The 25,114-nt window shown below is 72.5% G+C and carries 19 protein-coding genes; 12 read left to right on the top strand and 7 right to left on the bottom strand.

Features of this window, described 5'->3' with window-relative positions; genetic code table 11:
- Positions 1 to 3 precede the first annotated feature (3 nt).
- Positions 4 to 927, top strand: a complete 924-nt coding sequence (locus ACFY2Z_RS03935) for an aminoglycoside phosphotransferase family protein (RefSeq protein ID WP_390742583.1) — start codon at positions 4 to 6, stop codon at positions 925 to 927.
- Positions 928 to 969: 42 nt separating this feature from the next.
- Here the strand turns inward: ACFY2Z_RS03935 and treZ are convergent, their stop codons facing one another.
- Positions 970 to 2,715 carry a malto-oligosyltrehalose trehalohydrolase gene (treZ, locus tag ACFY2Z_RS03930; protein WP_390742582.1) on the bottom strand — a complete coding sequence of 582 codons (1,746 nt, stop codon included), beginning with the start codon at positions 2,713 to 2,715 and terminating at the stop codon, positions 970 to 972.
- Positions 2,716 to 2,887: 172 nt separating this feature from the next.
- Between treZ and ACFY2Z_RS03925 the strand changes: the two genes are divergently transcribed.
- From ACFY2Z_RS03925 to ACFY2Z_RS03915, 3 genes are all read left to right on the top strand, one after another.
- A complete protein-coding gene (locus tag ACFY2Z_RS03925) occupies positions 2,888 to 3,439 on the top strand; it encodes an FHA domain-containing protein (protein ID WP_390742581.1) in 552 nt (183 codons plus the stop codon).
- Positions 3,440 to 3,659: 220 nt separating this feature from the next.
- Positions 3,660 to 4,979, top strand: a complete 1,320-nt coding sequence (locus tag ACFY2Z_RS03920; protein ID WP_390742580.1) for a M14 family zinc carboxypeptidase — start codon at positions 3,660 to 3,662, stop codon at positions 4,977 to 4,979.
- Positions 4,976 to 5,461 carry an SSI family serine proteinase inhibitor gene (locus ACFY2Z_RS03915; protein WP_390742579.1) on the top strand — a complete coding sequence of 162 codons (486 nt, stop codon included), beginning with the start codon at positions 4,976 to 4,978 and terminating at the stop codon, positions 5,459 to 5,461. The genes ACFY2Z_RS03920 and ACFY2Z_RS03915 overlap by 4 nt, the downstream gene beginning before the upstream one ends.
- A gap of 61 nt (positions 5,462 to 5,522) precedes the next feature.
- On the opposite strand, the gene treY is transcribed toward ACFY2Z_RS03915, so the two are convergent.
- Positions 5,523 to 7,874 carry a malto-oligosyltrehalose synthase gene (gene treY / locus ACFY2Z_RS03910; protein ID WP_390742578.1) on the bottom strand — a complete coding sequence of 784 codons (2,352 nt, stop codon included), beginning with the start codon at positions 7,872 to 7,874 and terminating at the stop codon, positions 5,523 to 5,525.
- A gap of 69 nt (positions 7,875 to 7,943) precedes the next feature.
- The gene (glgX, locus tag ACFY2Z_RS03905) at positions 7,944 to 10,055 is read right to left on the bottom strand and encodes a glycogen debranching protein GlgX (RefSeq protein WP_390742577.1); all 2,112 of its coding nucleotides are present in this window, start codon (positions 10,053 to 10,055) and stop codon (positions 7,944 to 7,946) included.
- Between the two features lie 204 nt (positions 10,056 to 10,259).
- Here glgX and ACFY2Z_RS03900 point away from each other — a divergent pair, with 204 nt between their 5' ends.
- From ACFY2Z_RS03900 to ACFY2Z_RS03885, 4 genes are all read left to right on the top strand, one after another.
- A complete protein-coding gene (locus tag ACFY2Z_RS03900) occupies positions 10,260 to 11,066 on the top strand; it encodes a Tat pathway signal sequence domain protein (protein ID WP_390742576.1) in 807 nt (268 codons plus the stop codon).
- 126 nt (positions 11,067 to 11,192) lie between these two features.
- On the top strand, positions 11,193 to 12,512 hold the full coding sequence (locus tag ACFY2Z_RS03895; RefSeq protein ID WP_390742575.1) for a copper amine oxidase: 1,320 nt from the start codon (positions 11,193 to 11,195) through the stop codon (positions 12,510 to 12,512).
- A gap of 115 nt (positions 12,513 to 12,627) precedes the next feature.
- On the top strand, positions 12,628 to 13,866 hold the full coding sequence (locus ACFY2Z_RS03890; protein WP_390742574.1) for an SAV2148 family HEPN domain-containing protein: 1,239 nt from the start codon (positions 12,628 to 12,630) through the stop codon (positions 13,864 to 13,866).
- Positions 13,867 to 13,983: 117 nt separating this feature from the next.
- The gene (locus ACFY2Z_RS03885) at positions 13,984 to 14,706 is read left to right on the top strand and encodes a 3'-5' exonuclease (protein WP_390742573.1); all 723 of its coding nucleotides are present in this window, start codon (positions 13,984 to 13,986) and stop codon (positions 14,704 to 14,706) included.
- Between the two features lie 29 nt (positions 14,707 to 14,735).
- Here the strand turns inward: ACFY2Z_RS03885 and ACFY2Z_RS03880 are convergent, their stop codons facing one another.
- Both ACFY2Z_RS03880 and ACFY2Z_RS03875 read right to left on the bottom strand, forming a co-directional pair.
- Positions 14,736 to 15,599: a phosphotransferase enzyme family protein gene (locus ACFY2Z_RS03880; protein WP_390742572.1), complete on the bottom strand. Its 864-nt coding sequence runs from the start codon at positions 15,597 to 15,599 to the stop codon at positions 14,736 to 14,738.
- A gap of 254 nt (positions 15,600 to 15,853) precedes the next feature.
- The gene (locus tag ACFY2Z_RS03875) at positions 15,854 to 18,121 is read right to left on the bottom strand and encodes an MMPL family transporter (protein WP_390742571.1); all 2,268 of its coding nucleotides are present in this window, start codon (positions 18,119 to 18,121) and stop codon (positions 15,854 to 15,856) included.
- A 231-nt stretch (positions 18,122 to 18,352) separates the two neighbouring features.
- On the opposite strand from ACFY2Z_RS03875, the gene ACFY2Z_RS03870 reads away from it, so the two are divergent.
- Together ACFY2Z_RS03870 and ACFY2Z_RS03865 are read left to right on the top strand one after the other, a co-directional pair.
- The gene (locus ACFY2Z_RS03870; RefSeq protein WP_390742570.1) at positions 18,353 to 18,907 is read left to right on the top strand and encodes a DUF1697 domain-containing protein; all 555 of its coding nucleotides are present in this window, start codon (positions 18,353 to 18,355) and stop codon (positions 18,905 to 18,907) included.
- A 72-nt stretch (positions 18,908 to 18,979) separates the two neighbouring features.
- On the top strand, positions 18,980 to 20,038 hold the full coding sequence (locus ACFY2Z_RS03865; protein ID WP_390742569.1) for a ketopantoate reductase family protein: 1,059 nt from the start codon (positions 18,980 to 18,982) through the stop codon (positions 20,036 to 20,038).
- On the opposite strand, the gene ACFY2Z_RS03860 is transcribed toward ACFY2Z_RS03865, so the two are convergent.
- Positions 20,023 to 20,430: a DUF3224 domain-containing protein gene (locus tag ACFY2Z_RS03860; protein WP_390742568.1), complete on the bottom strand. Its 408-nt coding sequence runs from the start codon at positions 20,428 to 20,430 to the stop codon at positions 20,023 to 20,025. The two genes, ACFY2Z_RS03865 and ACFY2Z_RS03860, sit on opposite strands and share 16 nt — an antisense overlap.
- Positions 20,431 to 20,531: 101 nt before the next feature.
- Between ACFY2Z_RS03860 and ACFY2Z_RS03855 the strand changes: the two genes are divergently transcribed.
- Both ACFY2Z_RS03855 and ACFY2Z_RS03850 read left to right on the top strand, forming a co-directional pair.
- Positions 20,532 to 21,503, top strand: coding sequence for a helix-turn-helix transcriptional regulator (locus ACFY2Z_RS03855; protein WP_390742567.1), 972 nt, complete (start codon positions 20,532 to 20,534; stop codon positions 21,501 to 21,503).
- Between the two features lie 173 nt (positions 21,504 to 21,676).
- Positions 21,677 to 24,283, top strand: a complete 2,607-nt coding sequence (locus ACFY2Z_RS03850) for a fibronectin type III domain-containing protein (protein ID WP_390742566.1) — start codon at positions 21,677 to 21,679, stop codon at positions 24,281 to 24,283.
- An 81-nt stretch (positions 24,284 to 24,364) separates the two neighbouring features.
- On the opposite strand, the gene ACFY2Z_RS03845 is transcribed toward ACFY2Z_RS03850, so the two are convergent.
- Positions 24,365 to 25,114 (bottom strand): sirohydrochlorin chelatase, encoded by a 750-nt coding sequence (locus ACFY2Z_RS03845; protein WP_390742565.1) that lies wholly within the window; start codon positions 25,112 to 25,114, stop codon positions 24,365 to 24,367.

The raw sequence follows: 25,114 nt of genomic DNA, 5'->3' as shown, positions 1-25,114 counted from the left end.
ATCATGACCCAGGCACCGAGACCGACGGCGGAGACCGTCCGCCGACTGGTCCGCACCCTGCTCCCCGACCAGGGCGGACCGGAGGTGACACCCGCCGCCGAGGGCCCGGGGCACTCCACCTGGTGGGTCGGCACCCGCCATGTGCTGCGGCTGGCCACCGACCGCGACGCCGCCGCGCGCCAGCGGCGCGAACTGCGGCTGCGCACCCTGGTGCGGCCGCACACCGGGGTCGCCGTGCCGACGAGTGTCGCGCACGGAGAGTGGGCCGCCGGCCTCGGCTACACCCTCGACACCCGGCTGCCCGGCACCACCGGCGAGGCACCGGACGTCTCCGCGCTCGGCGAGGCGGACCTCGCGACGCTGCTCACCGGGTTGCGCGAGGTACCGGTACGTCAGGCCGAGTCCCTCGGCGTGCCCCGGGTCCCGCCTCGCTCCCTGGAGGCGCTCCGGACCGCCGCCGCGAGCGCCGCCGACCGCCTCGCCAAGGACGACGAGTTCGATCCCGCGCGCCTCGCCCAGCTCACCGCGCCCGCAGGCCGCCAACTGGTCCCTCAGCCCGGCGCCGCCGTCCTGGTCCACCACAACCTCGGCGGCGACCACCTCGTGGTGAGCGGCGAGGGGCGGGTGCGCGGCGTCCTCGGCTGGACCGAGGCGGTCGTCGGCGACCCGGCCGAGGACATCGCCTCCCTGGCGGTCGCCGTCGGCGCGCCCGCGGCGGTGCGCGCCGCGACCCTGGCGGGCTACGGCCCCCGCCCCTGTCTGCGCGGCCTCTGGCTCGCCCGTTGCGACACGCTCATCCGTCTCGCCGACGGACTCGAAGGCCGCGACCGCACCCCGCCGCCCGTCCTGCGCGCACGACTGCGACGCGCCTGGGAGGCGATCCTGCTGGAGCGGATCACCGAACTCCCGGACGACGACGCAACGTAGGGACCCCGGGCGCCTTGCCCGCACCGGGGCCCCGACGTCCCGTCACGCCTGCGTCAGCACCACGCACGACTCGCCGGGCAGATGCAGCACGCCCTCCTCGTCCGGCGGCTGCACCGGTTCCCACGCGGCCAGTACGCGCGCGTGCGGCAGACCGAGGTGGATCCGGGCGGGTTCCTCGGCGAGGTTCACGGCGACCCGTACGTCACCGCGGCGGAAGGCGAACCAGCGGGCGTCCTCGTCGTAGGCGACCTTCACTCCCTCCAGGTCGGGGTCCATCAGATCGGGCTGGGCGTGGCGCAGCGCGATCAGCTCGCGGTACCAGGCCAGCACGCGCGCGTGGGGCTCGCTCGCCGGCTCGGACCAGTCGAGGCAGGAGCGGTCGCGGGTCGCCGGGTCCTGGGGGTCCGGCACGTCCTCCTCCGCCCAGCCGTGGGCCGCGAACTCCCGGCGTCTGCCCTGCCGTACGGCCTCCGCCAGCTCGGGATCGGTGTGGTCGGTGAAGAACTGCCAGGGCGTCCCCGCGGCCCACTCCTCGCCCATGAACAGCATCGGGGTGAAGGGGGCGGTGAGCACCAGTGCCGCCGCGCACGCCAGCAGCCCGGGGGAGAGGGACGCGGAGAGCCGGTCCCCGAGGGCGCGGTTGCCGATCTGGTCGTGGGTCTGGGAATAGCCGAGCAGGCGGTGGGCGGACAGCCGTGAACGGTCCAGCGGGCGTCCGTGCCGCCGGCCGCGGAACGTCGAGTAGGTGCCGTCGTGGAAGAAGCCGCCCGTCAGGGTCTTGGCGAAGGCCGCGAGGGGCGCCCGGGCGAAGTCCTCGTAGTAGCCCTGGGACTCTCCGGTCAGCGCGGTGTGCAGCGCGTGATGGAAGTCGTCGTTCCACTGGGCGTGCAGCCCGAGCCCGTGCTCCGTGCGCGGGGTGATGACCCGCGGGTCGCCGAGGTCCGACTCGCCGATCAGGAACAGCGGCCGGCCGGTCTCGGCGGCCAGCGCGTCCACCTCCGACGACAGCTCCTCCAGAAAGTGCAGCGCGCGGGTGTCGTGGAGCGCGTGCACCGCGTCCAGGCGCAGCCCGTCGAGCCGGTAGTCACGCAGCCAGGCCAGCGCGCTGCCGATGAGATACGCGCGCACCTCGTCCGAGCCCGGCGCGTCCAGGTTCACCGCGGCGCCCCAGGGCGTGTGATACGTCTCCGTGAAGTACGGGCCGAACGCGGGCAGGTGGTTGCCGGAGGGACCGAGGTGGTTGTGGACCACGTCCAGCACCACCCCGAGGCCGAGTTCATGGGCCCGGTCGACGAACCGTTTCAGCGCCTCCGGCCCGCCGTACGGCTCGTGCACCGCCCAGAGACTGACGCCCTCGTACCCCCACCCGTGCCGACCCGGGAACGGGCACAGCGGCATCAACTCGACATGGGTGACGCCCAGTTCCACCAGATGCTCCAGCCGCTGCGCCGCCGCGTCCAGCGTGCCCTCGGGGGTGAACGTCCCCACATGCAGCTCGTACAGCACCGCACCGGGCAGGCCGCGCCCCGCCCACCTCGAACGCCATTCGTACCGCCCCTGGTCGACCAACGCGCTCAGCCCGTCCGGACCGTCCGGCTGGCGGCGCGACCGGGGATCGGGCAGCACCGGGCCGTCGTCCAGCGCGAACCCGTACCGGGTGCCGTCCCCGGCCTCCGCCTCACCGGTCCACCACCCCGACCGCTCCGGATCGCGCGCCAACGCGCGCGTGGCGTCCCCGCACCGGAGCGTCACCCGGGCTGCCTGTGGTGCCCACACCTCGAACTGCACGGACGGTTCCCCCTCGTCTGCTCATCGTGATGTAGCGCGTCCATGGTGCTTCATACGAGATCAATCGGCCGCCGGATCCACCCTTTTGACACGCCCGAAGGACCCCGTCGGCGCCGGCGGTCGTTCAGTCGTCTCCTGGACAGTGCGGGCCGACTGACCGACAATCACCTCCGTGACGTCGTCCTTCGAGTTCCATACCTACCCCGCTCGGCTGTCGGACGCCGAACGTGACAGGGCGCTGAAGGTGCTCAGTGACGGCGTCGCCATGGGGCGGCTGTCGCACGACACGTTCATGCGGCGGATGGAGCTGGCGCTGGTCGCCCGGGAGCCGCAGGAACTGGCCGCGCTCACGGCCGACCTGACCTCCGAGAAGCACTGGTCGCGTCATGTCTTCGGGGCCGTCGAGGCGGTCTCCGGCTTCACCGTGCGGCTGCGCCGGGCCTGGCAGGCCGAGCGGCTGCCGAAGCTGCTGCTGCCCCAGCCGGGCAACCCCTATCCGCTGCGGATCGGCCGTGACCCCGCGAGCGGCCTCCGGCTCAGCCACGAGACGGTCTCCCGGGTGCACGCCGAACTCCGGCACCAGGGCGGCCTGTGGGTGCTGCGCGACCTCGGCTCGACCAACGGCACCTCTGTCAACGGCCGCCGGGTGATCGGCGCCGCGGTCGTACGGGACGGCGACCAGGTGAGCTTCGGGTCGATGATCTTCCGGCTGTCCGCGCAGTAGGCGGCCGCCGTGCCGCCCCGGAGCGCGTCCCGCCGGGCCGCGCCGCGGCCCGTTCCGCCGTCGGAGTGCCGTCCCGTGTCCCGCCCCGCGCGCGTACCCGCCGTGGTGTTGACGTAGCTCCCGGGCCGTGACTGACTGTGCGTACGCCGTGCACATCAGGTGAACCGACGGCACCACACAGTGGAGGTGTGCCCTGTCGCCACTCCTCCGCTACCCCAGCGTGGACGAACTCGGCGCCCACGCGGCCGCGCTCGCCGCCCGCCGCCCCCGCGACGCCCGGCTGCGCCGCGTCGGGACCTCCCGGGGCGGCACCCCCCTGTGGCTGCTGTCCGTCGGCCACGGCGACCGCCACACCCTCGTCGTCGCCGGACCCCACGCCAACGAACCCGTCGGGGGAGCCACCGCCCTGCGCCTGGCCGAGCGGGTGCTCGCCGACCCCCGTCTGGGCGCCGAGACCACCTGGAACCTGCTGCTCTGCCTCGACCCCGACGGCGCGCGCCGCAACGAGGGCTGGATTTCGGGCCCGTACACCCTCGGCCGCTACTTCCGGAACTTCTTCCGGCCCGGCTTCCTGGAGCAGCCCGAGTGGCTGCCCGACGGCGCGGAGCGCGCCGCCCTGCCCGAGACCCGCGCCCTGCTCGACCTCCAGGACGAGTTGCGGCCCTTCTTCCAGTGCTCCCTGCACGGTGTCGACGTCGGCGGCGGATTCGTCGAGCTGACCCACGATCTGCCGGGCATGGCCCAGCGCGTCGCCCAGTGCGCGGCCCGCCTCGGCATCCCGCGCGAACTCGGCCCCTACGACACCCTGTACTGGCCGACCCTCGGGCCCGCCGTGTACCGCATCCCGCCACCCCGGCGCGGCGATCTGGCCGCGGCGATCACGGAGGCCGCGGTCGAGTCGACCTGGTTCCACCCGCATCGCTACGGCACCGTCACGGCGGTCGTGGAGGCTCCCATGTGGGGTGTGAGGGCCGTGGAGGACGCCTCGCCGCCCCCTGACCCCGAGGCGGTGCTCCGCGCCGTCAGCGCCACCCTGCGCCACGACACCGGGCTGCTGGCGGGACTCCTGGACCGGATCCGCCCCCGGCTGGCCGCCGTCCCGGACGCCGACCGACTGCTCGCCCCGGTGGACGACTATTTACTGGTCGGCCCCGGACTCGCGGACTCCTGGGACCCGGACGTCCACGCCGTCGGCCGGCGTACGCTGCCCGCGCTCGACACCGCCCGGCTGACCGCCCTCGGCATCTCCGGGCGCCGTGTCGCGCTGCGCACCGCCGGACTGCTCCACCAACTCGCCCGGGCCGCCGGGCGCGAGGCGGCCGGGGTGCTGCCGGAACTCGACGGGCTCATCGACGACTGGTGCGCCGACTACCGCGACGGCTACGGGGCGCGCTGGATCCCGGTCGCCCGGCAGGCCGAGTACCAGACGCGCGTGGTGCTCGCCGCCGTCGAGCTGGCCGGGCGGGAGGCGCCCGTGCGCTCCCGTTCGGGTGAGTCCGGCTGGGGCCAGCAGGCCGCGGTGCCGATGCATACGGAATGACGACGAAGACCACCCTGGCCCTGCGCGGCGTCCTGATCGCCGCGGCGGCCCTGCTCCCCATGACGCCGGCCCAGGCCGCTCCCCGCCCGGCCGCCACCGGCAACTGGCTCTATCTCACCGTCACCCACGGCGACGAGCGTTCCCGGGAGATCAACGGCACGCTGCTGCTGTGCGACCCGCCCCGGGGGTACTCCCGCGCGGCCGAGGCCTGCGCGGAACTCCGGGCGGTGCAGGGGGACATCGCCCGTATCCCGCCCGGCCACTCGTTCTGCCCGATGCTCTACGCCCCCGTCACGGTGACCGCGCGCGGTGAGTGGGACGAGCGCCAGGTGGAGTACAGCCACACCTTCGCCAACGCGTGCGAGCTGCAGGCGAGGACCGGAGCGGTGTTCGCGATCGCGGACCGGGCGGATCCGGCCGGCGTACCGCACCGGTCGACCCCGGGCGTCCCGCACCGGCCGGGTGCGGACCTACGGCACTGAGCCGCACCCCGCGCGCGTGCCCGGCGTCACGGCACGCGCGCGGGGCGTCGGATGCCTGTCCTCACTCCCCGGTGACCCGCTCCAGCAACGCCACCGGCAGCCGCGCGAAGAGCTCCGCCACGCGCGTGTGCCCCTCGAACCGGCGCTCGGGGGCGAGTACATCCACCCACCGGCCGGGCGGCAGCGTGAGGGACGTGTCGCGCCAGCCGCCGGTCTCCGCGAGCCGCAGCGACAGCCGGGTGACCGCCGTGAGCACCTCCCCGGACCGTACGAACGCCACCCAGTGCGCGGCGGCCGGGCCCTCGGCCGCGAGCGGTGTGTACGTGCCCGACGCGCCGAAGACCTCCGGGCGGCGGCCGCGCAGCCGCAGCGCCGCCCCGGTCAGGTCCGCCTTCTCCGAGGGCGCCTCTTGCGGCGCGAACGGCCGCCGGTTGTCCGGGTCGACCAGCGTCCGGTACTCGCCCTCCGTGCCCTGGTAGAGGTCCGGCACGCCCGGCATCGTCAGCTGGATCAGCGCGGCCCCGAGGACGTTCACCCGGATGTGCGGCGCCAGCGCGTCCCGTGCCTGTGTCACGAGCCGCCCCGGTGCTCCGCACACCCCCTGGGCGACGAACGCCGCCACGGCCTCCTCGTAGGCCGGGTCCTGCTCGGTCCAGGTGGTGTGCAGCCCCGCCTCCCGTACGTGCTTCAGCAGCGCCCCGCCCAGGCGTTCCGGGTCGGCCTGCCCGAGTCCGAACAGCGTCTGCCAGGCGACCCACACCAGGTGCGGATCGGGCCCGGGGTCGCCCGCGCGGGTCACCTCGGCCAGCACGTCGGCCCAGCGCTCCGGGCACTGGGTGAGCACGGACACGGCGGCCCGAACGTCCGCGCTGCGCTTGGTGTCGTGCGTCGACAGTGCCGTCCCGGTGGCGGGCCACTCGCGCTGCACGCGCGCGCAGTACGCGTGGAAGTCCTCCGGGGCGACGGCCGGGGCGCCGGGATCGCCGCCCACCTCGTTCGCCGACAGCAACGGCACATAGCGGTAGAACGCCGTGTCCTCCACGGACTTGGCGCGCAGCGCCGACGCCGTCTGGGCGAACCGGGCCCGGAACTCGGCGTGGCGGGGCCCGTCCCCGGCGCGTCCGAGCGCGAGGTCCCGCACGACGGGCACCGCGTGCGCCTCCTCGGGCACGGTGAAGGCCGCGCGTGCCTCGGCGGCGGCCTCCTCGGTGAGGACCGCGGCGGCGTCCTCGGGGGTGTACGGCCGGTACACCTCCAGGCGGACGAGGAGTTCGCACAGCGCGGTGCGCAGGGCCCACGGCGCGTGGTCGTGCAGCGCCGGGTCGGGGGAGGTCTCGCACAGACGACTCGCCAGGCGGGTGAGACGGTCCACCTCGGCCGCCAGCTCATGGGTGACCACCCGGTACGCGGCGTGGCGCACGGTGGAGGCCCAGTGCCCGCCGCGGTCGCCCGGCGGGGCCGCGAACCGCCGGTAGTGGCCGAGCAGGTCCGCGGCGCCCGCGGGGTCCGTGAACAGCCCGTCCAGCCGGTGCAGGGCGTCGTATCCGGTGGTGCCCGCGACCGGCCAGGCGGCGGGCAGGCGCTCGTGGGCGGCGAGGATCTTCTCCACCACGGTCCAGCGCCCGCCGGTGGCCTCGTGCAGACGGCGCAGATACCCCTCGGGGTCGGCCAGTCCGTCCGGGTGGTCCACGCGCAGACCGTCGATCACCCCCTCGCCGAGCAGCCGCAGCAGCGTCGCGTGGGTCGCCGTGAAGACCTCCGGGTCCTCCACCCGCACGCCGATCAGCTCGGAGATGGTGAAGAACCGCCGGTAGTTCAGCTCCGTCCGGGCCAGCCGCCACCACACCGGGCGGTACCACTGCGCGTCGAGCAACTGCGGCAGCGGCAGCGCCTTGGTGCCCTCGCGCAGCGGGAACACCTGGTCCTGGTGGCGCAGCACGTCCCCGTCGACCTTAAGCTGCCCGATCTCCTCGCCGAGCCGGCGCCCGAGCACCGGCAGCAGCAGCTGCCCGCCTCCTGCCTCCCAGTCGATGTCGAACCAGCGCGCGTACGGCGATCCGGGCCCCTCGCGCAGCACCTCCCAGAGGGCACGGTTGTGGCGCGGGGCGGCGGCCATGTGGTTGGGCACGATGTCCACGACCAGACCGAGCCCGTGCTCCCGGGCGGTGCGGGCCAGGGCGCGCAGCCCCGCCTCGCCGCCGAGTTCCTCGCGTACGCGCGCGTGGTCGACGACGTCGTAGCCGTGCGTCGACCCGGGGACGGCCTCCAGGACGGGAGACAGATGCAGATGCGAGACGCCGAGTGCGGCCAGATACGGCACGGCCGCCTCGGCCGCGCCGAACGGGAACTCCGGCTGCAGCTGGAGTCGGTAGGTGGCGGTGGGCACCGGCGGGACGGGGCGCTCAGGTGTCATGCAGACCTACGTACCCGCCCCGCCGGCTTTCGTGCCGGAAACGCGCCGCCGGGTGCCGCCCCGGCTCGCTCAGGCGGGCCGCTGCAGCACCACCAGGCTCCGGTCCACCAGGGTCAGCCGGCCCCCCGCCGCGACCTTGTCGCCGGTGCCCGGCGTCACCCCCTCCGGGACGGAGGTGTCGACGACCACCTGCCACTGACGCCCGTGGTCGACGGGCACCACGAACTCCAGTGGCTTCGGCGAGGCGTTGAACAGCAGCAGGAAGGAGTCGTCGGTGATCCGCTCACCGCGCGTGTCGGGCTCGGAGATCGCGTTGCCGTTCAGGAACACGGTCAGCGCGCTCGCCTGCGCCGACGTCCAGTCCCGCTGGGTCATCTCCTGGCCCCCCGGGGTGAACCAGGCGATGTCGGACAGTTCGTCGTGGGTGCCCTGCACCGGGCGGCCGTGGAAGAAGCGGCGCCGGCGGAAGACGGGGTGGTCCCGGCGCAGCCACACCATCGCGCGCGTGAACTCCAGCAGCGCCCCGCCGCCGTCCTCGGGCCACTCCACCCAGGACAGCTCGTTGTCCTGGCAGTAGGCGTTGTTGTTGCCCTGCTGGGTCCGCGCGTACTCGTCGCCGTGGCTGAGCATCGGCACGCCCTGGGAGAGCATCAGCGTCGCGATGAAGTTCCGCATCTGCCGGTCCCGCAGCTCCAGCACCGCCGGGTCGTCGCTCTCGCCCTCGGCCCCGCAGTTCCAGGACCGGTTGTAGCTCTCCCCGTCGCGGTTGTCCTCGCCGTTGGCCTCGTTGTGCTTGTCGTTGTACGCGACGAGGTCGTGCAGTGTGAAGCCGTCGTGGCAGGTCACGAAGTTGATCGAGGCGAGCGGCCGGCGGCCGTCGTCCTGGTAGAGGTCCGAGGAGCCGGTCAGCCGGGAGGCGAACTCCGCGAGCGTGCGGGGCTCGCCGCGCCACAGATCCCGCACGGTGTCGCGGTACTTGCCGTTCCACTCGGTCCACAGGGCGGGGAAGTTGCCCACCTGGTAGCCGCCCTCGCCCACGTCCCAGGGTTCGGCGATCAGCTTCACCTGGGAGACCACCGGGTCCTGCTGGACCAGGTCGAAGAACGACGACAGCCGGTCGACCTCGTGGAACTGCCGGGCGAGCGTCGCCGCCAGATCGAAGCGGAAGCCGTCCACATGCATCTCGGTGACCCAGTAGCGCAGCGAGTCCATGATCAGTTGGAGCACGTGCGGGGAGCGCATGAGCAGGGAATTGCCGGTCCCCGTCGTGTCCATGTAGTAGCGGGGATCGTCCGTCAGCCGGTAGTACGAGGGGTTGTCGATGCCCCGGAAGGAGAGCGTCGGGCCGAGGTGGTTGCCCTCGGCGGTGTGGTTGTAGACGACGTCGAGGATGACCTCGATGCCGGCCTCGTGCAGCGCGCGCACGGCCGACTTGAACTCCAGGACCTGCTGGCCGCGGTCGCCCCAGGAGGCGTAGGCGTTGTGCGGGGCGAAGAAGCCGATGGTGTTGTAGCCCCAGTAGTTGGCGAGGCCCATGTCCACCAGACGGTGATCGTTGACGAACTGGTGTACGGGCATCAGCTCCAGTGCGGTGACGCCCAGCTCGGTCAGATGTTCGATGATGGCCGGATGGGCAAGTGCCGCATAGGTGCCGCGCAGTTCGTCGGGCAGTGCCGGATGGCGCATCGTCAGGCCCTTCACATGGGCCTCGTAGATCACCGTGCGGTGGTACTCCGTGTGCGGGCGGCGGTCGTCGCCCCAGTCGAAGTAGGGGTTGATCACCACGGACGCCATGGTGTGGGGCGCCGAGTCGAGGTCGTTGCGCTTGTCGGGGGAGCCGAAGGGATAGCCGTACACCTCCTCGCCCCAGGTCACGCTGCCGCTGACGGCACGCGCGTACGGGTCGAGCAGCAGCTTCGCCGAGTTGCAGCGCAGCCCGCGCTCGGGGGCGTACGGGCCGTGCACCCGGAACCCGTACCGCTGCCCCGGCATCACCCCGGGCAGATACGCGTGCCGTACGAACGCGTCGGTCTCCCGCAGCTCCACCGCCGTCTCCGAACCGTCGTCGTGCAGCAGACACAGCTCGATCCGGTCGGCGGTCTCCGAGAAGACCGCGAAGTTGGTCCCTGCGCCGTCATAGGTGGCGCCGAGCGGATATGCCTCTCCAGGCCAGACCTGCATGGATACGACTCTCCCAGTTGTCCCGGCCCCGAGGGGCGCCCTGAAGCCGAGTCTTCCCCGAAAGTCGGGGAACCCCCTACGACTTATGCCCCTCTTAACAGCCGACCAGTGCATACGTGTCAGAGCGCAACCGCTCGTGCGACCGCGTATGCCGAACCGGTGGGGCTCAAACCACCTCCGTGACACAGGGGGGTAGGGGGAAATGTGCGCAGAATAGTGCGCCGCCATCTGGGCAAGGTGGTGGCGGGTACGGCCATCGCGGTGACGGGGACCGCAGTGATGGTCGGGATCACGCTTCCGGGCTCGGTGGCGGCCGAGGAGTCCGGAGGCCGGGGCGGCGCGGTGGCCGCCCGTCAGGACGGGGGACAGGGACAGCAGGCGGTGGCGCCCGGCGTCGTCGAGCAGGCACCCGCCGAGGGGGCGAAGGGCACGGGCGACGACCCGCTGACCGACGACGAGATCAAGCGCGTCGAGACCATCGCGCTGACCCGTCAGCAGTTCACGGCCGGCGAGGACGTCGAGGGCAGGAAAGGTCTGCAGCGGCTGAGCGTCGACGTCGCCGAGCCGGACCCGGACCACGTGGACGATCCCCACGCGCCACGCCGCGCGGACGTGACGTTCTACGACTACAAGGACGACAGCGTCATCTCCAAGACCGTCAACCTGGACACCGGGAAGGTCGAGCGGACCGGCACCCGGCACGGAGTGCAGCCGCCGCTCGGCCCCGAGGAGAACGCCGAGGCGGCCGAGCTGTTGATCGCTGACCCGCTCGGCGCGGGCCTGAGGGCCGACTACAAGGACGCCACCGGCAAGGACCTCACCTCCCCGGATCAGCTGACGCTCACCAGCATCGTCTACCGGGCGGTCCCGGGAGCCCAGCCGTCCGTCCTCGACCAGTGCGGCCGGCACCGCTGTGTGCGGCTCCTTCCGAAGATCCCGAACGGTGCCTGGATCGACAGCCGTTCCTTCGTGGTCGACCTGAGCAACCGCAAGGTCGGCAGGCTCGCCTGAGCCACGCGTCCCCCGCGCGCCGGACAGCACGTCCTCCGGGACCGCGGGCGCGCCGTCCCGCCGTCCTCATCTCTCATCTCCGTCCTTCTCGCTTTGTGCGATGTGTGCAAGAGGAGTCTCTTCGTCATGCGCGTGAACAGAAACAGCCGCGCCCGCAGGGGGGCCCTGACCGGCCTGGTGGCGGCCGGGCTGGCTTTCGGGGGCACGGCTGCCGCACCGGCCGTCGCCCAGCAGCCTCGTGCCGCGGCCCAGCCGGCCGCCGAGTGCGGTGCGGCGTACCGGATCGAGCAGAAGCTCTCCACCGGCACCACCTGGCGGATGTGCTGGCGCTACGACACCTACGCCGGCCTCGTCCTGGAGCACGTCTCCTACCAGCCGCCCGGCGAGGCCCGCCCGATCAAGGTCCTCAACAGTGCCCGGCTCGCCCAGATCGACGTGCCCTACGACGACGGCTCGGTCGAGTACAGCGATCTGACGGGGGCCGGCTTCGCACAGGGCCTGTCCGCCATGACGCCCGCCGAGTGCCCCGGCGGCACCATCAAGCCGGTCAAGGTGCCGGCCGCCATGGACCCGCGGCACCCCAACGTCAACGGTCTGTGCACGACCACCCGTTCACGCGGCCACGCCTATCGCATGCAGAGCGACACCGGGAACAAGGTCTACCAGACCCAGGGCAAGGACCTGCTGGTCTACACCGTCAACAAGGTCGGCTGGTACGAGTACATCACCGAGTGGCGCTTCCAGGACGACGGCACGATCGACATGAACATCGGTGCGACCGGCAGCCTTTCGCCGTTCGACTACGACGCCGGTGACGGCCGCGGCTGGCCGATCGGCAAGGGCGCCAGGGCGTACGCCACCAGTCACAGCCACAACGTCTTCTGGCGGCTCGACTTCGGCCTCGACGGCTCGTCGAAGAACCGCGTCGAGCAGTACGACTCCCAGGTCAGCCCGCCGGCTCGCGGTGGCCAGGCCCCGACCGCCAGGACCACGCTCACGAAGATCACCAAGGAACTCGCGGGCGACGCCGGGAACATGCGCTGGTGGCGGGTCGTCAGCGACACCGGAAAGAACAAGGACGGCCACGCACGGTCGTACGAACTCGTCCCCGGCGCCAGCACCAAGTACCTCGGGCACGACTTCACCCGCCACGACGTCTACTTCACCGAGTACAACGGCTGCGAGCAGTTCGCCAGTGACAACCTCGGCAACTGCGGTGCGCAGGCGGGCAAGTCGGTGGACAAGTGGGTCAACGGGCAGACGCTCACTCACCCGGTGGTGTGGGTGAATGTGGGCTTCCACCACATCGCGCGTGACGAGGACCAGCAGCCCATGCCGGTCCACTGGCAAGGCTTCTCGATTGCTCCGCGCGACGTCACGGCTATGAATCCCCTCACTCCGCCCGCCCTGGCGGGCCAGAACGGGCATGCACGATTCGGTAGTTGAGAAACGACCCTGTGCATCCGGCTGCATCTCGCTGCTCTCCCGGAGTACTCTTCCTTGATCGTTGGCTGGGGCCTGGCCCCTGAGGTGGCTCGGGGGAGCGGAAGGCGGTGCGCGGGTGGGCTCGGGAGGGCTGGAGCTGCCCCCTGGTGACGAGGGTCACGAGGGAAACTCCACGGATGTCCCGCCCGGGGCGGTGTCCCTGGCACGGCCGATGGAGATGGGATCCATCGGACCGGAACTGGACTGGAACGCCGAGGCATGGCGCGAGGTGCGGACCCGCGCCCAGCGGGCCGGCCGCGCCTACATCTGGCTGAATCTGGTCGAACAGCGGCTGCGCGCGGTCGTGGCCGCTGTCCTCCGTCCCATCTACGAACCCGTCCACGGCGACGACTGGGTGGTCGCCGCGGCCGGGCCGGCCGGCCAGGAGTGGGTGCAGCGCGCGGTCGCCGTCCGCGAGGTCAGCCGCCGGAAGGGGTATCTGCTCGACCCCGCCGACGACAACGTGCTCAGCTTTCTGACGCTGCCGCAGCTGCGCGAGCTGATGGTGCAGCACTGGCCGTGCTTCGAGCCGTACATAGACGAGCGCCGTGACGTCGAACTCGCCCTGGACGAGCTCGAAGTGACCCGGAACGTGGTCTCGCGCAACCGGGCCCTGTCGGAGACGGTGCTCGCCCAGGCCGAGCGCGCCTCCGCCCGGCTGCTGGAGATCCTCGGCGCGGGCGGCGACGTGCCCTCCGCGCGCCGGCTGCCCGTGGACGCGGTCGAGGACCTGGTGGGCGACCGGTACGCGGACGTGGTCGCCGTCCACCCCGACCGGGTACGGCTGCTGCGGCAGTTCCCCGCCGAGGACATCTTCGGCGGCGCCCGCCGCCTCGACGCCATCGGCATCGGCCTCAATCTGCTCGTGCAGAACTTCTCCGGGCGCCGGCTGGTGCGCCTCGCGGAGTCGGGAGCCCGGCTGCGTCTGCTGTTCCTCAATCCGGCCTCCAGCGCCGTCAAACGGCGCGAGCGGGAACTGGGCATCAAGAAGGGCGAGCTGAGCCGGGCCGTCGAGATGAACATCCTGCACATGCGCCGGGTACGCGCCCGGCTCCGCGACCCGGGCGCCTTCGAGATCCAGGTCTTCGACGAGACCCCCCGCTTCACCGCGTACCTGGTGGACGGGGACGGCTCCGACGGGGTCGCGGTGGTGCAGTCCTATCTGCGGCGCAGCCGCGGTATGGAGGCACCGGTGCTGGTGCTGCGCAACGGCAGCCGGGTCGTCAAGTCGGACGAGGCCGTCGAGGGTGGTCTCTTCCCGACCTATCGCGAGGAGTTCGAACAAGCTTGGGCCGATTCGCGACCCGTGTCCTGAACTGTCCCGAAGTGGATGCCGGCCGGGGGCCGAGCGGAGCACGCTCCCCGGATTGTCAGTGGCGCATGCGAAGGTGGAGACCACTGGGGGAAAGCACCACTGAGAAGGGGGGCCGCCATGGCCTGGCACCGAGAGCTGCTCATCGGATTCGACCTGGAGACGACCGGGACGGATCCGTATGAGGCGCGCATCGTCACGGGGGCGGTGATCGAGGTCAAGGACGGGGAGCCGCTGGGCCGCCGCGAATGGCTGGCCGATCCCGGTGTGGAGATCCCGGCGGACGCTGTGGCGGTGCACGGGGTCAGCAATGAGCGGGCGGCCGCCGAGGGCAGCCCGGCCGACCGGGTCGCGGACGCGATCGCCGACGTCCTCACGGGGTACTGGAAGACGGGCGTCCCGGTCGTCGCGTACAACGCTTCCTTCGACCTGACCCTGCTCACGGCCGAGCTGCACCGGTACGGACTGCCCTCACTGAGCGAGCGGCTCGGCGGCCCGGAGCCCGCGCCCGTCATCGACCCGTACACCATCGACCGCCGGGCCGACCGCTACCGCCGGGGCAAACGCACCCTTCAGGCGGTCTGCGAGGAGTACGGCGTCCCGCTGGACTCGGCGCACAACGCCGCCGCGGACGCCCTGGCCGCGGCCAGGCTCGCCCGCGCGATAGCCGGCCGCCACCCGAAGATCGCGGGGCTCGGCCCGGCGGAGCTGCACCGCCGCCAGATCGAGTGGCACGCGGACTGGGCGGCGGACTTCCAGGCGTTTCTGCGCCGCAAGGGCGACACGGAGGCCGTGGTGGACGGCGCGTGGCCGCTGCGGGAGGCGGCGCAGCACACGGTCTGACCGGGCCTCGCGGGATCAAGGGGCAGGGCTCAGAAGGGATACCAGCGGACGGTCTCGTCCCCGTCCCGCAGGGACGCCACCCGCCGCTCGAACTCGGCGAGTGCCCTGGGGTTGCTCGGCGCGTGCTGTGCGACCCAGGCGCAGCTGGCGGTCTCGCGCGCGCCGCGCAGCACGGAGCAGCCCTCCCAGGCGCGCACGTCCCAGCCATAGGCCCGGGTGAAGGAGTCGTAGGCCTCGGCGGGCAGCCCGTAGCGGTCGCGGGACAGGGCCATGACCACCAGGTCGTGCTCGCGCAGATCCGCGGCGAAGGTCTCCAGGTCCACCAGGACCGGTCCGTCCGGGCCGATGTGCACATTGCGGGGCAGCGCGTCCCCGTGGATCGGGCCCGGCGGCAGATGCGGTGTCAGGGCCGCCGCCGCGGTGGCGAACCCGTCCCGGCGCTCGCGCAGATACGCCGCGTCCGCGGGGTCGATCGCGTCGCCCGCCAGCCGCAGCCAGCGCTCCACACCGCCCAGCAGATCGCGGGGCGGCAGTGCGAAGGAGGGGGAGGGGAGTGCGTGCACGATCCGCAGCAGTTCGGCCAGGTCCCGCGGCTCGGCGGGGCGTACGGGATCGGGCAGCCGGTGCCACACCGTCACCGGGTGGCCGTCCACGAGGAGCGGCCGGGGCTCGGCGGCCCGCACGGCGGGGACGCCCTCCTCGGCGAGCCAGACGGCGGCGTCCAGCTCCCGCCGGGCGCGGTCGAGGAGTTCGGCGTCGCGGCCCACCTTGACCACCAGGTCACCGGCGGCGAACACCGCGTTCTCGCCCAGGGCGAGCAGCCGTGCGTCCCCGGCCCGCCCGGGCAGTACGCCTGCCGCCGCCAGCAGGTCGCGCGCCTTCGCCTCGTCCATGTTCGCCTCCGTGCCTCGACGCGGTCCTCGATGTCCTCGTGAGCGGCCGCCGAGCCCGTTCCCGAGCAACACGCCCCGGAGTGCATGCCCCGGGCGTCTCCCCGGCCGTCCGCCCGTCAGTGTCGCATTCCCCCAGGTCGCACCGTGTCCGCGGGGCACGGGCCAGGTCCCGCCGCCGGGGGCCGGTGCAACGACAGCGTGGCCGGGACGTGCATCCCGGCCACGCAGGCCCGCGGTGTGCTCACCGGCAGGGATCAGACGCCTGCCTTCTCCCCCTCCGGCGCCGGAGGCCGGGGCGGCGGGGACGCCAGGGCCGACTCGTCGTGCGTCAGGTCGGGCAGCCGGTGCAGCCACTTCGGCAGATACCAGTTGCGCTCGCCGAGCAGGGCCATCATCGCCGGGAGCAGCACGCCCCGGATGACGGTCGCGTCGATGAGCACCGCGGCGGCGAGGCCCACGCCCATCTGCTTCATGGACTGCATCGACAGCGTGCCGAAGATCGCGAAGACGGCCACCATGATGACCGCGGCGCTGGTGACGACCCCCGCCGTGGTCACCACGCCGTGCGTGATGGCCTCCTTCGTGGAACGGCCGCGCAGCCGCGCCTCGCGGATCCGGGAGACCACGAACACGTGGTAGTCCATCGAGAGCCCGAACAGGATGACGAAGAGGAACAGCGGCAGCCAGGTCACGATCGCGCCCACGCCATGGGCGCCCACCAGCGACGCGCCCCAGCCGTGCTGGAAGACGGCGACCAGGATGCCGTACGCCGCCCCGACCGACAGCAGGTTGAGCACGATCGAGGTGATCGCGACCGTCAGCGAGCGGAAGGACACGAGCATCAGCAGGAAGGCGAAGACCACGACGAACGCGAAGACCGGGACCACCGAGCCGACGAGCTGGTCGTTGAAGTCGTGCGAGCCCGCGACCTGCCCGGTGATCGGCGCCTGTACGCCGTCGACCTTGCCGAGGGTGTCCGGCCGCACCTTGTCGCGCAGCAGTTCCAGGCTCTTGCCCGCCCGGTCCAGGTCCGAGCCGCCGACCAGCGGGACGGAGACCACGGCCACGTTCTGCGCGTCGTGCAGCCTGATGTCCACCGGGCCCCGCGAGGCGCCCGAACTGATCGCCTGCGCCCGGAAGTCGGCGAGCGCCGCCTTCACGTCGGGGGCGTTGATGTCCTTGGCCCGGACGACGACCTGAGCGGGCTCGGAGCCGCCGGGGAAGGCGTCGTTGACCCGGTTGTACGTGGCCACGATCGGCAGCTTGTCGCCGAACTCCTGGTCCATGGTCAGGTTCTGGGTCTTCATGCCGAGCGCGGGCGCCGCGACCGCCAGCAGGGCGCCCGCCGCGACCACCAGCGAGACGGCGGGCCGGGCGAGGACGACCTTGAGCACGGCGGCCCACAGCCGGCTGCCCTCGGCGGAGGAACGGGCGCCGGCACGGCGCCGGCGGTCCGGGTGCAGGAACGGAAGACGCCCCTTCTCCACCCGTGCGCCGAGCAGGGACAGCAGCGCGGGCAGCACGGTCACCGAACCGACCATGGCCACCGCCACCACCATCAGAGAGGCCAGGCCCATCGCCTCGAAGGTGGCGATCCCCGTGAAGAGCATGCCCGCCATGGCGACACACACGGTGACACCGGAGACGATGACGGCGCGCCCGCTGGTCGCGGCCGCGATCCGCAGCGCGGTGCCCGGGTCCCGGCCGGCCGCCCGCTCCTCACGCTCGCGCCGCAGATAGAACAGGCAGTAGTCGACGCCGACGGCCATGCCCACCAGCAGCATCACGGAGTTGGCGGTGTCACTCATCGGCTGCAGATGGCTGACGATGCCCATCAGACCCATCGTCGCCATGATCGCGGTGATGGCCAGTCCCACCGGGAGCAGCGCGGCGACCAGCGCACCGAACGCGATGAGCAGGATCCCGAGCGCCACCGGCACCGCGGAGTACTCGGCCTGCTTGAAGTCGTCCCCGAACGCGTCGGAGAACGTCTTCTGCATACTGGCGCCGCCGATCTCCTCGATCCGCAGCCCGCCGTGCTCCTTCTGGACCCCGGCGACGGCCTTCAGCACCGGCTCGACCCGGTCGCCCGCGGTGTCCGCGTCCCCGCGCATGTCGAACCGCACCAGCGCGCTGCGGCCGTCCCGGGAGATGGTCCTGGTGTCGTACGGAGACATCACGTCCGTCACCCGCCCGGTGCCCTCGACGGCCCGTACGACCGCGGTGACGGCGGAGCGGAACGCCGGGTCCGTGGTGGTGGTCCGGCCGTCCTCGGCCTGGATCAGGACGGTCTCACCGGCCGGCTGCTCGATGCCCGCGTCTTGGATGATCTGTGCGGCGGTGTGTGTCTCGCCCCCCATCTGGTCGCTGTCCTTGACGTCGACGCGGCCGGCCGCCGAGCCGACGGCCATCGCCAGGACGACGAACAGTACCCAGATGCCGACGGCAGCCCAACGGTGCCGGGCGCTCCAGCCGCCGGCCCGCGCGGCGATGCCCCGCACCCGTGTGTCTCCGTTCCCCATGACGGGCGTGCCCCCCTCGTGTGCACGTGCCGGCTCCCTGCCGTCACCGTTCGCTTCGACGGTAGGGGCGGGCGGGGGAGCCTCACCTCGTGCTGGCCGGTGAACCGCGCACCGTCCGGCTCCTCCCCTCGGACACCGTCGTCTCACCATCGGGGAGGAGGGCGCCCCTTACACCTGTTCGGGGTTCTCGGGGGACCGGCATCAGGGTCCGTGCGGCCGTAGGGTGTGCGGATGACGACGACGTACGCGGCGCTGCTGCGCGGGATCAACGTGGGCGGCAGCAAGAAGGTTCCGATGGCCGAACTGCGTACCCTGATGGAGGGTCTCGGCTACGCCGGCGCCCGTACCTATCTCCAGAGCGGCCAGGCCGTCTTCTCCTGCGACCACGGTGGCGAGGAGTTTCTCGCCGCGGAGCTCGGCGGGGCGATCGAGAAACGATTCGGTTTCTCCGTCGATGTGATCGTGCGCGACCACGCCTATCTGGCGTCCGTGCGCGACGCCTGTCCGTTCCCCGCGGACCGGCTGGAGGGCAGGCAGCTGCATCTCACGTACTTCTCGGAGCCGGTCGACGCCGAGCGGTTCGCCGAGATCGACCCGGCCGTGTATCTGCCCGAGGAGTTCCGGCTGGGCGACCGCGCCCTCTATCTCTACGCTCCCGACGGACTCGGCCGCTCCAAGCTCGCCGAGCACCTCGCCAGGCCCCGGCTGGCCAAGGGCCTGATCGCCACCACCCGGAACTGGAACACCGTCGTCAAGCTGGTCGAGATGACCGCGACCGGAGAATGACCTCCGGCGAGCCCCGCAGGCACGTCCGGCCCCGGGGAGAGGGCAACCGGGGCATGTGCGAGGCTCGTTGGCATGCGCTACATCATCATCGGAGCAGGGGCGGTCGGCGGGACCATCGGCGCCCGGCTCGCCGAGGCGGGGCACGACGTGGTCCTGGTCGCGCGCGGCGCGCAGCTCACCGCGCTGAGGGAGCACGGACTGCGCTTCCACGGCCCGGAGGGCGAGCGGATCCACCGGCTGCCGGTCGTCGACGGGCCCGACGCACTGGGCGAGTTGCGTCCGGACGACGTGCTCATGCTGACGGTCAAGACCCAGGACAGCGAGGGCGCCCTGGACACCTGGGGCCCGGCGCCCGTCGCGGGCGGCGGCACGGCCGCCGCGGACCTGCCCGTGGTCTGTCTGCAGAACGGGGTGGAGAGCCCCCGGATCGCCCTGCGCCGCTTTCGCCGGGTGTACGGGGTCTGCGTCTGGCTGCCGTGCACCTATGTGGAACCGGGCGTGGTCTCCGCGGCGGGCACCCCCCTCACCGGCATCCTGCACCTCGGCCGCCACCCCCACGGCACCGATGACACCGTCCGCCGCATCGCCGCCGATCTGGAGAGCGCCCGGTTCGAGGCACCCGTCGTGCCGGATGTGGCGCGCTGGCAGTACGCCAAGCTGCTGGCCAACCTCGCCAACGCCGTCGAGGCGGTGAGCGGGCCCCTGGCCGACGAGGAGGCGCAGCGGCTGCTGGAACGGGTACGCGCCGAGGGCGAGTCGGTGTTCAGGGCCGCCGGGATCCCGAACGCGAGCACGACGGAACAGAAGGAGGCACGCGGGGACAAGATACGTCTGGTGCCGCTCGACGGGGCCGTGCGGGGCGGTGGCTCCTCCTGGCAGTCGCTCACCCGCGGCACCGGCACGATCGAGGCCGACTACCTCAACGGCGAGATCGTGCTCCTCGGCCGGCTGCACGGCGTACCCACGCCCCTGAACGAGCTGCTGCAACAGCTCGCGACCACGTTCGCGCGTGATCGGCGGCTGGCCGGGTCGCTGCCGGTGGCGGAGCTGGTGCGACGCGCCGAGGAGGCGGAGCAGGCGGTCCGGGCCACCGGCGCGGACCGGACCGCCGAGGATCAGCCGAGGTCGTAGTCGAAGGTGTAGGGGAAGGACGACTCGCCCGGTGCGTAGGTGAAGGCGCCGGTGCCGGTGAGACCGGTCAGTTCGCCGGTGCCCGTCCCCGGCACCACCTCGAAGGTGCTGTGCACGGTGCCGTCGGCCGCGAAGGTGCCGCGCTGCTCCACGACGAAGCTGCCCTCCCGTCCCTCCAGCCGCCCGGCCAGCAGCTCCATGCCGGTGAAACCGCCGGTCTTCTCGGTGCCGTGGACGATGGTGTACTCGCAGGTCGTGCCGTCCGCCTCGATGCCGCCGCTGAAGGTGTTGGTCACGGAGGCGCGGGCGAGCCTCGGCGTCGTCCCGGCCGGCCCGGCCGGGAGCTCCTTCCAGTCGGCGGAGGTGATGTGGCCGGTGATGTGCGCGGGCATGGGGATCCTTTCGGTCGGCCGCCGAGGGGTCAGCGGTGCGGTGACCAGCCTGACCGCCGTACCTGACACCTTCTGTCAGGTACGGCGGCACAATGGCCCCCATGCGTGCCGACCGGCTTCTCTCGCTGCTCCTGCTGTTGCAGAACCGCGGACGGATGACCGCGCCGGACCTCGCCGCCGAGCTGGAGGTGTCGGTCCGCACGGTCTACCGCGACATCGAGGCGCTCATCGTCTCGGGCGTACCGGTGCGCGCCGACCGCGGACCCGCCGGCGGCTACCGGCTGATGGACGGATACCGCACACGGCTGACCGGGCTCACCGACGCCGAGGCCGGCGCCCTCTTCCTCGCCGGGGCACCCGGCCCGGCGCGGGATCTCGGTCTGGGGCCGGTGCTGGCGACCGCTCAGCTGAAGCTCAGGGCCGCCCTGCCCGCCGAACCGGCCGCGCGCACCCGGCTTGTCGAGGAGCGGTTCCATCTCGACGCGCCGGCCTGGTTCCGGGACGCCGACCCGGTCCCGCATCTGGCGCCGGTCGCACAGGCGGTGTGGGAACAGCGTGTGCTGCGCGCCCACTACCGGCGCTGGCGCGGCGAGGTCCACCGGGAGCTGCGCCCGCTCGGCGTCGTCCTCAAGGGCGGCATCTGGTACCTGGTGGCGCTCGTGGACGAGGCGCTGCGGACCTACCGGATATCGAGGTTCCTGGCGGTGGAGATCACGGACGAGGTCTTCGCCCGCCCGCCCGCGTTCGAGCTGGCCGCCTACTGGGCGGAGTCCTCCCGGCGCCTGGAGGACGCGTGCCACCAGGGAATCGCGCGGGTACGGCTCTCTCCCCGCGCACAGCGGCTGCTGCCCATGCAGTTCGGCACGGCCGGCAGACAGGCCCTCGAAACCGCCGGAGCGCCGGACCACGAGGGCTGGGTCCAGGTGGAACTGCCGGTCGAGGCCCAGGCGGTGGCCGTGGGTGATCTGCTCCGGCTCGGTGCGGAGGCCGAAGTGCTCGGCCCGCCGGAGCTGCGCCGGGCCCTCGCCGAGACCGTGGCCGCCCTGGCCGACCGGTATGCGCCGGAACTCTGAACGCCCTTCCAGGACTCAGTCAGAGATGTGACCACTGCTCGGATGAATCTGAGTACGGGTAGCCCCCAGTAGGGACCTCTTTCGGCAAGATACGTCACTTCAATTGACTGAGTCGCTCAAGTGCTCCTACCTTTCCCGCCGTTGGGTACAGGTTAAGCCCACGGGAGGGTTCCATGCCCATGCACCGAAGAGCCGCCCTCGTCACCCTTGTCTGCGCGATCCTGGCCGCCGGCGTCCCGGGCGCCGTCGCCCAGGACCGGCCCGCGTCCCCGGACGTCTATGTGTCCCCGTCCGGGAACGACCACGCCGACGGCACCGCCCGCCACCCGGTCCGTACCCTGGAACGCGCCCGCGATCTGGCCCGCCCACGCGTCGCGGATCTGCGGGCCGATCTGACGGTCCATCTCGCGTCGGGTACCTACCGACTGACGGACCCCCTCGTCCTGGACGCCCGTGACTCCGGTACCCATGGCCACCGCGTCATCTGGCAGGGCACGGGCGACACCGTCGTGAGCGGCGGCCGCCGGGTCACCGGCTGGCGGCCGGTCCGGGGCCGGCCGGGCCTCTGGTCCGCGCCCGCACCCCAAGGGCTCACCGACACACGGCAGTTGTACGTCGACGGGGTGCGCGCCCAGCGGGCCCGGGGCGCCGTCCCGGTGACCCTGACCCAGACGGCGACCGGCTACACGGCGTCCTCCGACACCATCGCCCGCTGGAAGCGACCCTCCGACGCCGAGTTCGTCTACACCTGCGGCGAGGCGCTGTGGAACATCGAGCGCAACGGCCTCGGCCAGTGGACCGAGCCCCGCTGCCGTATCGCCTCCGCCGAGGGCACCACCATCACCATGGCCCAGCCGTGCTGGGACAACTCCAACAAGCGGGTCGAGTTCCCGGACATCCCCGGTCGCACGGTCAGCATGGTCGGGCCGGGCCGGCTCACCAACAGCGGCAAGGCGACCTACGTCGAGAACGCCTACGAACTCCTCGACCAGCCCGGCGAGTGGTACCTCGACCGCGGTGCCCACCGCGTCTACTACCTGCCGCGCAAGGGCGAGAACCTCGGCCGGGCCGACGTCGAGGCGCCCGCCGCCGAGAAGCTGGTCGACGGCCGGGGCACCGCCGACGCGCCCGTGCACGACATCGTCCTGCGCGGACTGCGGTTCAGCTACGCGACCTGGCTGACCCCGTCCGGTCCCGAGGGCTTCTCCGAGATCCAGGCCGGCTACACCCTCACCGGCGACCGCGGCTGGGCCACCCAGGGGCTGTGCCACTACGTCGACGGCGGCACCTGCCCGTTCGCCTCCTGGACGAAGATGCCCGGCAACGTGTCCTTCACCTACGGGCAGCGCATCGCCTTCGCCGACGACGTCTTCGCCCATCTCGGCGCCTCCGGACTCGACCTCGGGGCGGGCAGCGAGGACTCCACCGTCAGCGGCAGCGTCTTCACCGACATCTCCGGCAACGGCCTGGAGATCGGCGGCGTGGACGGTCAAACCCCCGTCTCGGGCGTCCAGGTGACCGACAATCACCTCTACGGCCTGCCCCGTGAGTACCACGGCGGCGTGGCGATCCTCAACGGCTACACCGAGCACGACACCATCGCCCACAACCAGATCGACCATGTCGGCTACAGCGCCGTCTCGATGGGCTGGGGCGGCTGGCCCGACAAGATCGGCGACCCGGCGACCCCGAACCCCAGCCACGACAACGCGGTCCGCGACAACCTGATCCACGACTACATGCAGATGCTCGACGACGGCGGCGGCATCTACACCCAGGGCCTGACCGGCACGTCGATGGCCGACGGAGAACAGGTCACCGGCAATGTCATCCACGACCAGTGGGGCCTCGGCAAAAGCGTCTACACCGACAACGGCTGCACCTACGAGACGGTCCAGGGCAACGTCCTGTTCCACGCCTCGTACGCCAACGTCGCCTCCCGCCACACCGACTACCGCGACGACCTGGGCAGCAACGACCCGACCCTGGTCAAGGACAACTGGTGGGAGGAGGGCACGGCCGACAGCGACAACAAGGGCCTGGTGACGACCGGGAACAAGATCATGACGGCGCTGTCGGACGTCCCGTCCGAGATCGTCGCGGGCGCGGGTCTCGAACCGGCCTACCGCGGACTGCTCCACCGGGAGGCCGGCGGAGCCTCCGCCCCCGACGCGCCCTCCCGCGTCGGCACGAGCACGGCGGGCGCGGACGCCTTGTACGTCACCTTCAACCCGAGCTTCGTCGAGGGGAGTTCACCGGTGACGGGCTACACCGTCCGCGTCCACGACACCACCGGCCGGCAGGTCGGCGAACAGTCGGTCACCGCCGCGGACTTCCGGCGCACCGCGCTCGTCCGGATCGGCGGACTGCCCTCCAGCGGCGGCCCGTTCACGGTGACGGTCACCGCGGCCAATGCCCACGGCACCAGCGCCCCGTCCCTGGCCTCGCTCCCGCTGACCCCCACCGCCGCCACCGCGCCGCCCGCGGCGCCGACGGGTCCGAAGCTGCGGACCCAGTCCACGGCGGCCACCCTCGCCTGGACCCCGCCGACCGCGACCGGCGACGCCAAGGTGATCGGCTACCGGGTGACGGTCTCCGACGGCCGCGACCCGATCGAGGTGACGGGCCGGGACGTCCTGGTCACCCAGCCGTCCGCCAAGGGCATGTTCCGGGTGATCGGCGGTCTGCGGCCCGGCACCTCGTACACGGTCACGGTCGCCGCGGTGACGGCCGCGGGCACCGGCCCGGCGGCGACGGTGACGGCGCGGACCGCGCCGTGACCACCCGCACCTCTCCCGCGGGCACCGGCTGACCGCCCACGGGCGCCCACGGGCGGTGGGCGCCCGTGGCGTGTCCGTGTCTCAGGCCCCGAGGGCCGTCAGCAGCGGCAGCCGGGCCTCGTCGTAGCGTTCCAGCACCACGTCGGCCACCTCCGGCGCGGGTCCCAGGACATCGGCCAGCACGTCCGCCTCGGCGGCGCCCCGGGCGATGCGGTCCGGCAGAAAGCCCGGGGCCAGGACGTACGGCGCCACGGCCACCCGTGCGCAGCCCGCCGCCCGCAGTTCCCGCACCGCGTCCTCGGTGCGGGGCAAGGATGCGGAGGCGAACGCAGGCCGCACGGCGCACCAACCGGTGTGCCGCCACTCCCGCGCGATGTCAGCGATCACTGCGATCGCCTCCGGGTCCGTCGACCCCGCCGAGGCCAGCACGACCCCGGTCGAGGACTTGTCGGCGGGGGTCAGCCCCGCCTCGTACAGCCGCCGCTCCAGCGCGTCGAGCAGCAGCGGCGAGGGTCCGAGCACCTCCGCCTGCCGGATCCGCAGCCCGGGCGGAGCCTCCCGCAGGACCGCCGGGATGTCCGCCTTCGCATGGAACGCCCGCGTCAGCAGCAGGGGGAGCGCCACCACGTCGCGTACTCCCTCGGCCGCCAGCGACTCCAGGACCCCCCGCACGGAGGGGACGTTGAAGTCCAGGAAGCCGGTCTCCACACGCAACCCGGGCCGCAGCGACCGTACCCGCCGTACGAGGGCGTGCACCGTCGCGGCGTGCCGCGGATCGCGGCTGCCGTGGGCGACGACCACCAGGACGGGGCGGACCGGCTTCGGATGCAT

The sequence above is a fragment of the Streptomyces sp. NPDC001222 genome (assembly GCF_042896945.1).
Taxonomy (GTDB): domain Bacteria; phylum Actinomycetota; class Actinomycetes; order Streptomycetales; family Streptomycetaceae; genus Streptomyces; species Streptomyces gibsoniae.
This window is presented reverse-complemented; position numbering and strand designations above follow the sequence as displayed.

Coding starts and splice junctions, on each gene's coding strand:
- treY (WP_390742578.1), bottom strand. CDS start 7,874: ATGACACCTGAGCGCCCCGTCCCGCCGGTGCCCACCGCCACCTACCGA.
- ACFY2Z_RS03885 (WP_390742573.1), top strand. CDS start 13,984: ATGGCCTGGCACCGAGAGCTGCTCATCGGATTCGACCTGGAGACGACC.
- ACFY2Z_RS03915 (WP_390742579.1), top strand. CDS start 4,976: ATGACGACGAAGACCACCCTGGCCCTGCGCGGCGTCCTGATCGCCGCG.
- ACFY2Z_RS03870 (WP_390742570.1), top strand. CDS start 18,353: ATGACGACGACGTACGCGGCGCTGCTGCGCGGGATCAACGTGGGCGGC.
- ACFY2Z_RS03845 (WP_390742565.1), bottom strand. CDS start 25,114: ATGCATCCGAAGCCGGTCCGCCCCGTCCTGGTGGTCGTCGCCCACGGC.
- ACFY2Z_RS03880 (WP_390742572.1), bottom strand. CDS start 15,599: ATGGACGAGGCGAAGGCGCGCGACCTGCTGGCGGCGGCAGGCGTACTG.
- glgX (WP_390742577.1), bottom strand. CDS start 10,055: ATGCAGGTCTGGCCTGGAGAGGCATATCCGCTCGGCGCCACCTATGAC.
- ACFY2Z_RS03875 (WP_390742571.1), bottom strand. CDS start 18,121: ATGGGGAACGGAGACACACGGGTGCGGGGCATCGCCGCGCGGGCCGGC.
- ACFY2Z_RS03860 (WP_390742568.1), bottom strand. CDS start 20,430: ATGCCCGCGCACATCACCGGCCACATCACCTCCGCCGACTGGAAGGAG.
- ACFY2Z_RS03935 (WP_390742583.1), top strand. CDS start 4: ATGACCCAGGCACCGAGACCGACGGCGGAGACCGTCCGCCGACTGGTC.
- ACFY2Z_RS03895 (WP_390742575.1), top strand. CDS start 11,193: ATGCGCGTGAACAGAAACAGCCGCGCCCGCAGGGGGGCCCTGACCGGC.
- ACFY2Z_RS03850 (WP_390742566.1), top strand. CDS start 21,677: ATGCCCATGCACCGAAGAGCCGCCCTCGTCACCCTTGTCTGCGCGATC.
- ACFY2Z_RS03855 (WP_390742567.1), top strand. CDS start 20,532: ATGCGTGCCGACCGGCTTCTCTCGCTGCTCCTGCTGTTGCAGAACCGC.
- ACFY2Z_RS03865 (WP_390742569.1), top strand. CDS start 18,980: ATGCGCTACATCATCATCGGAGCAGGGGCGGTCGGCGGGACCATCGGC.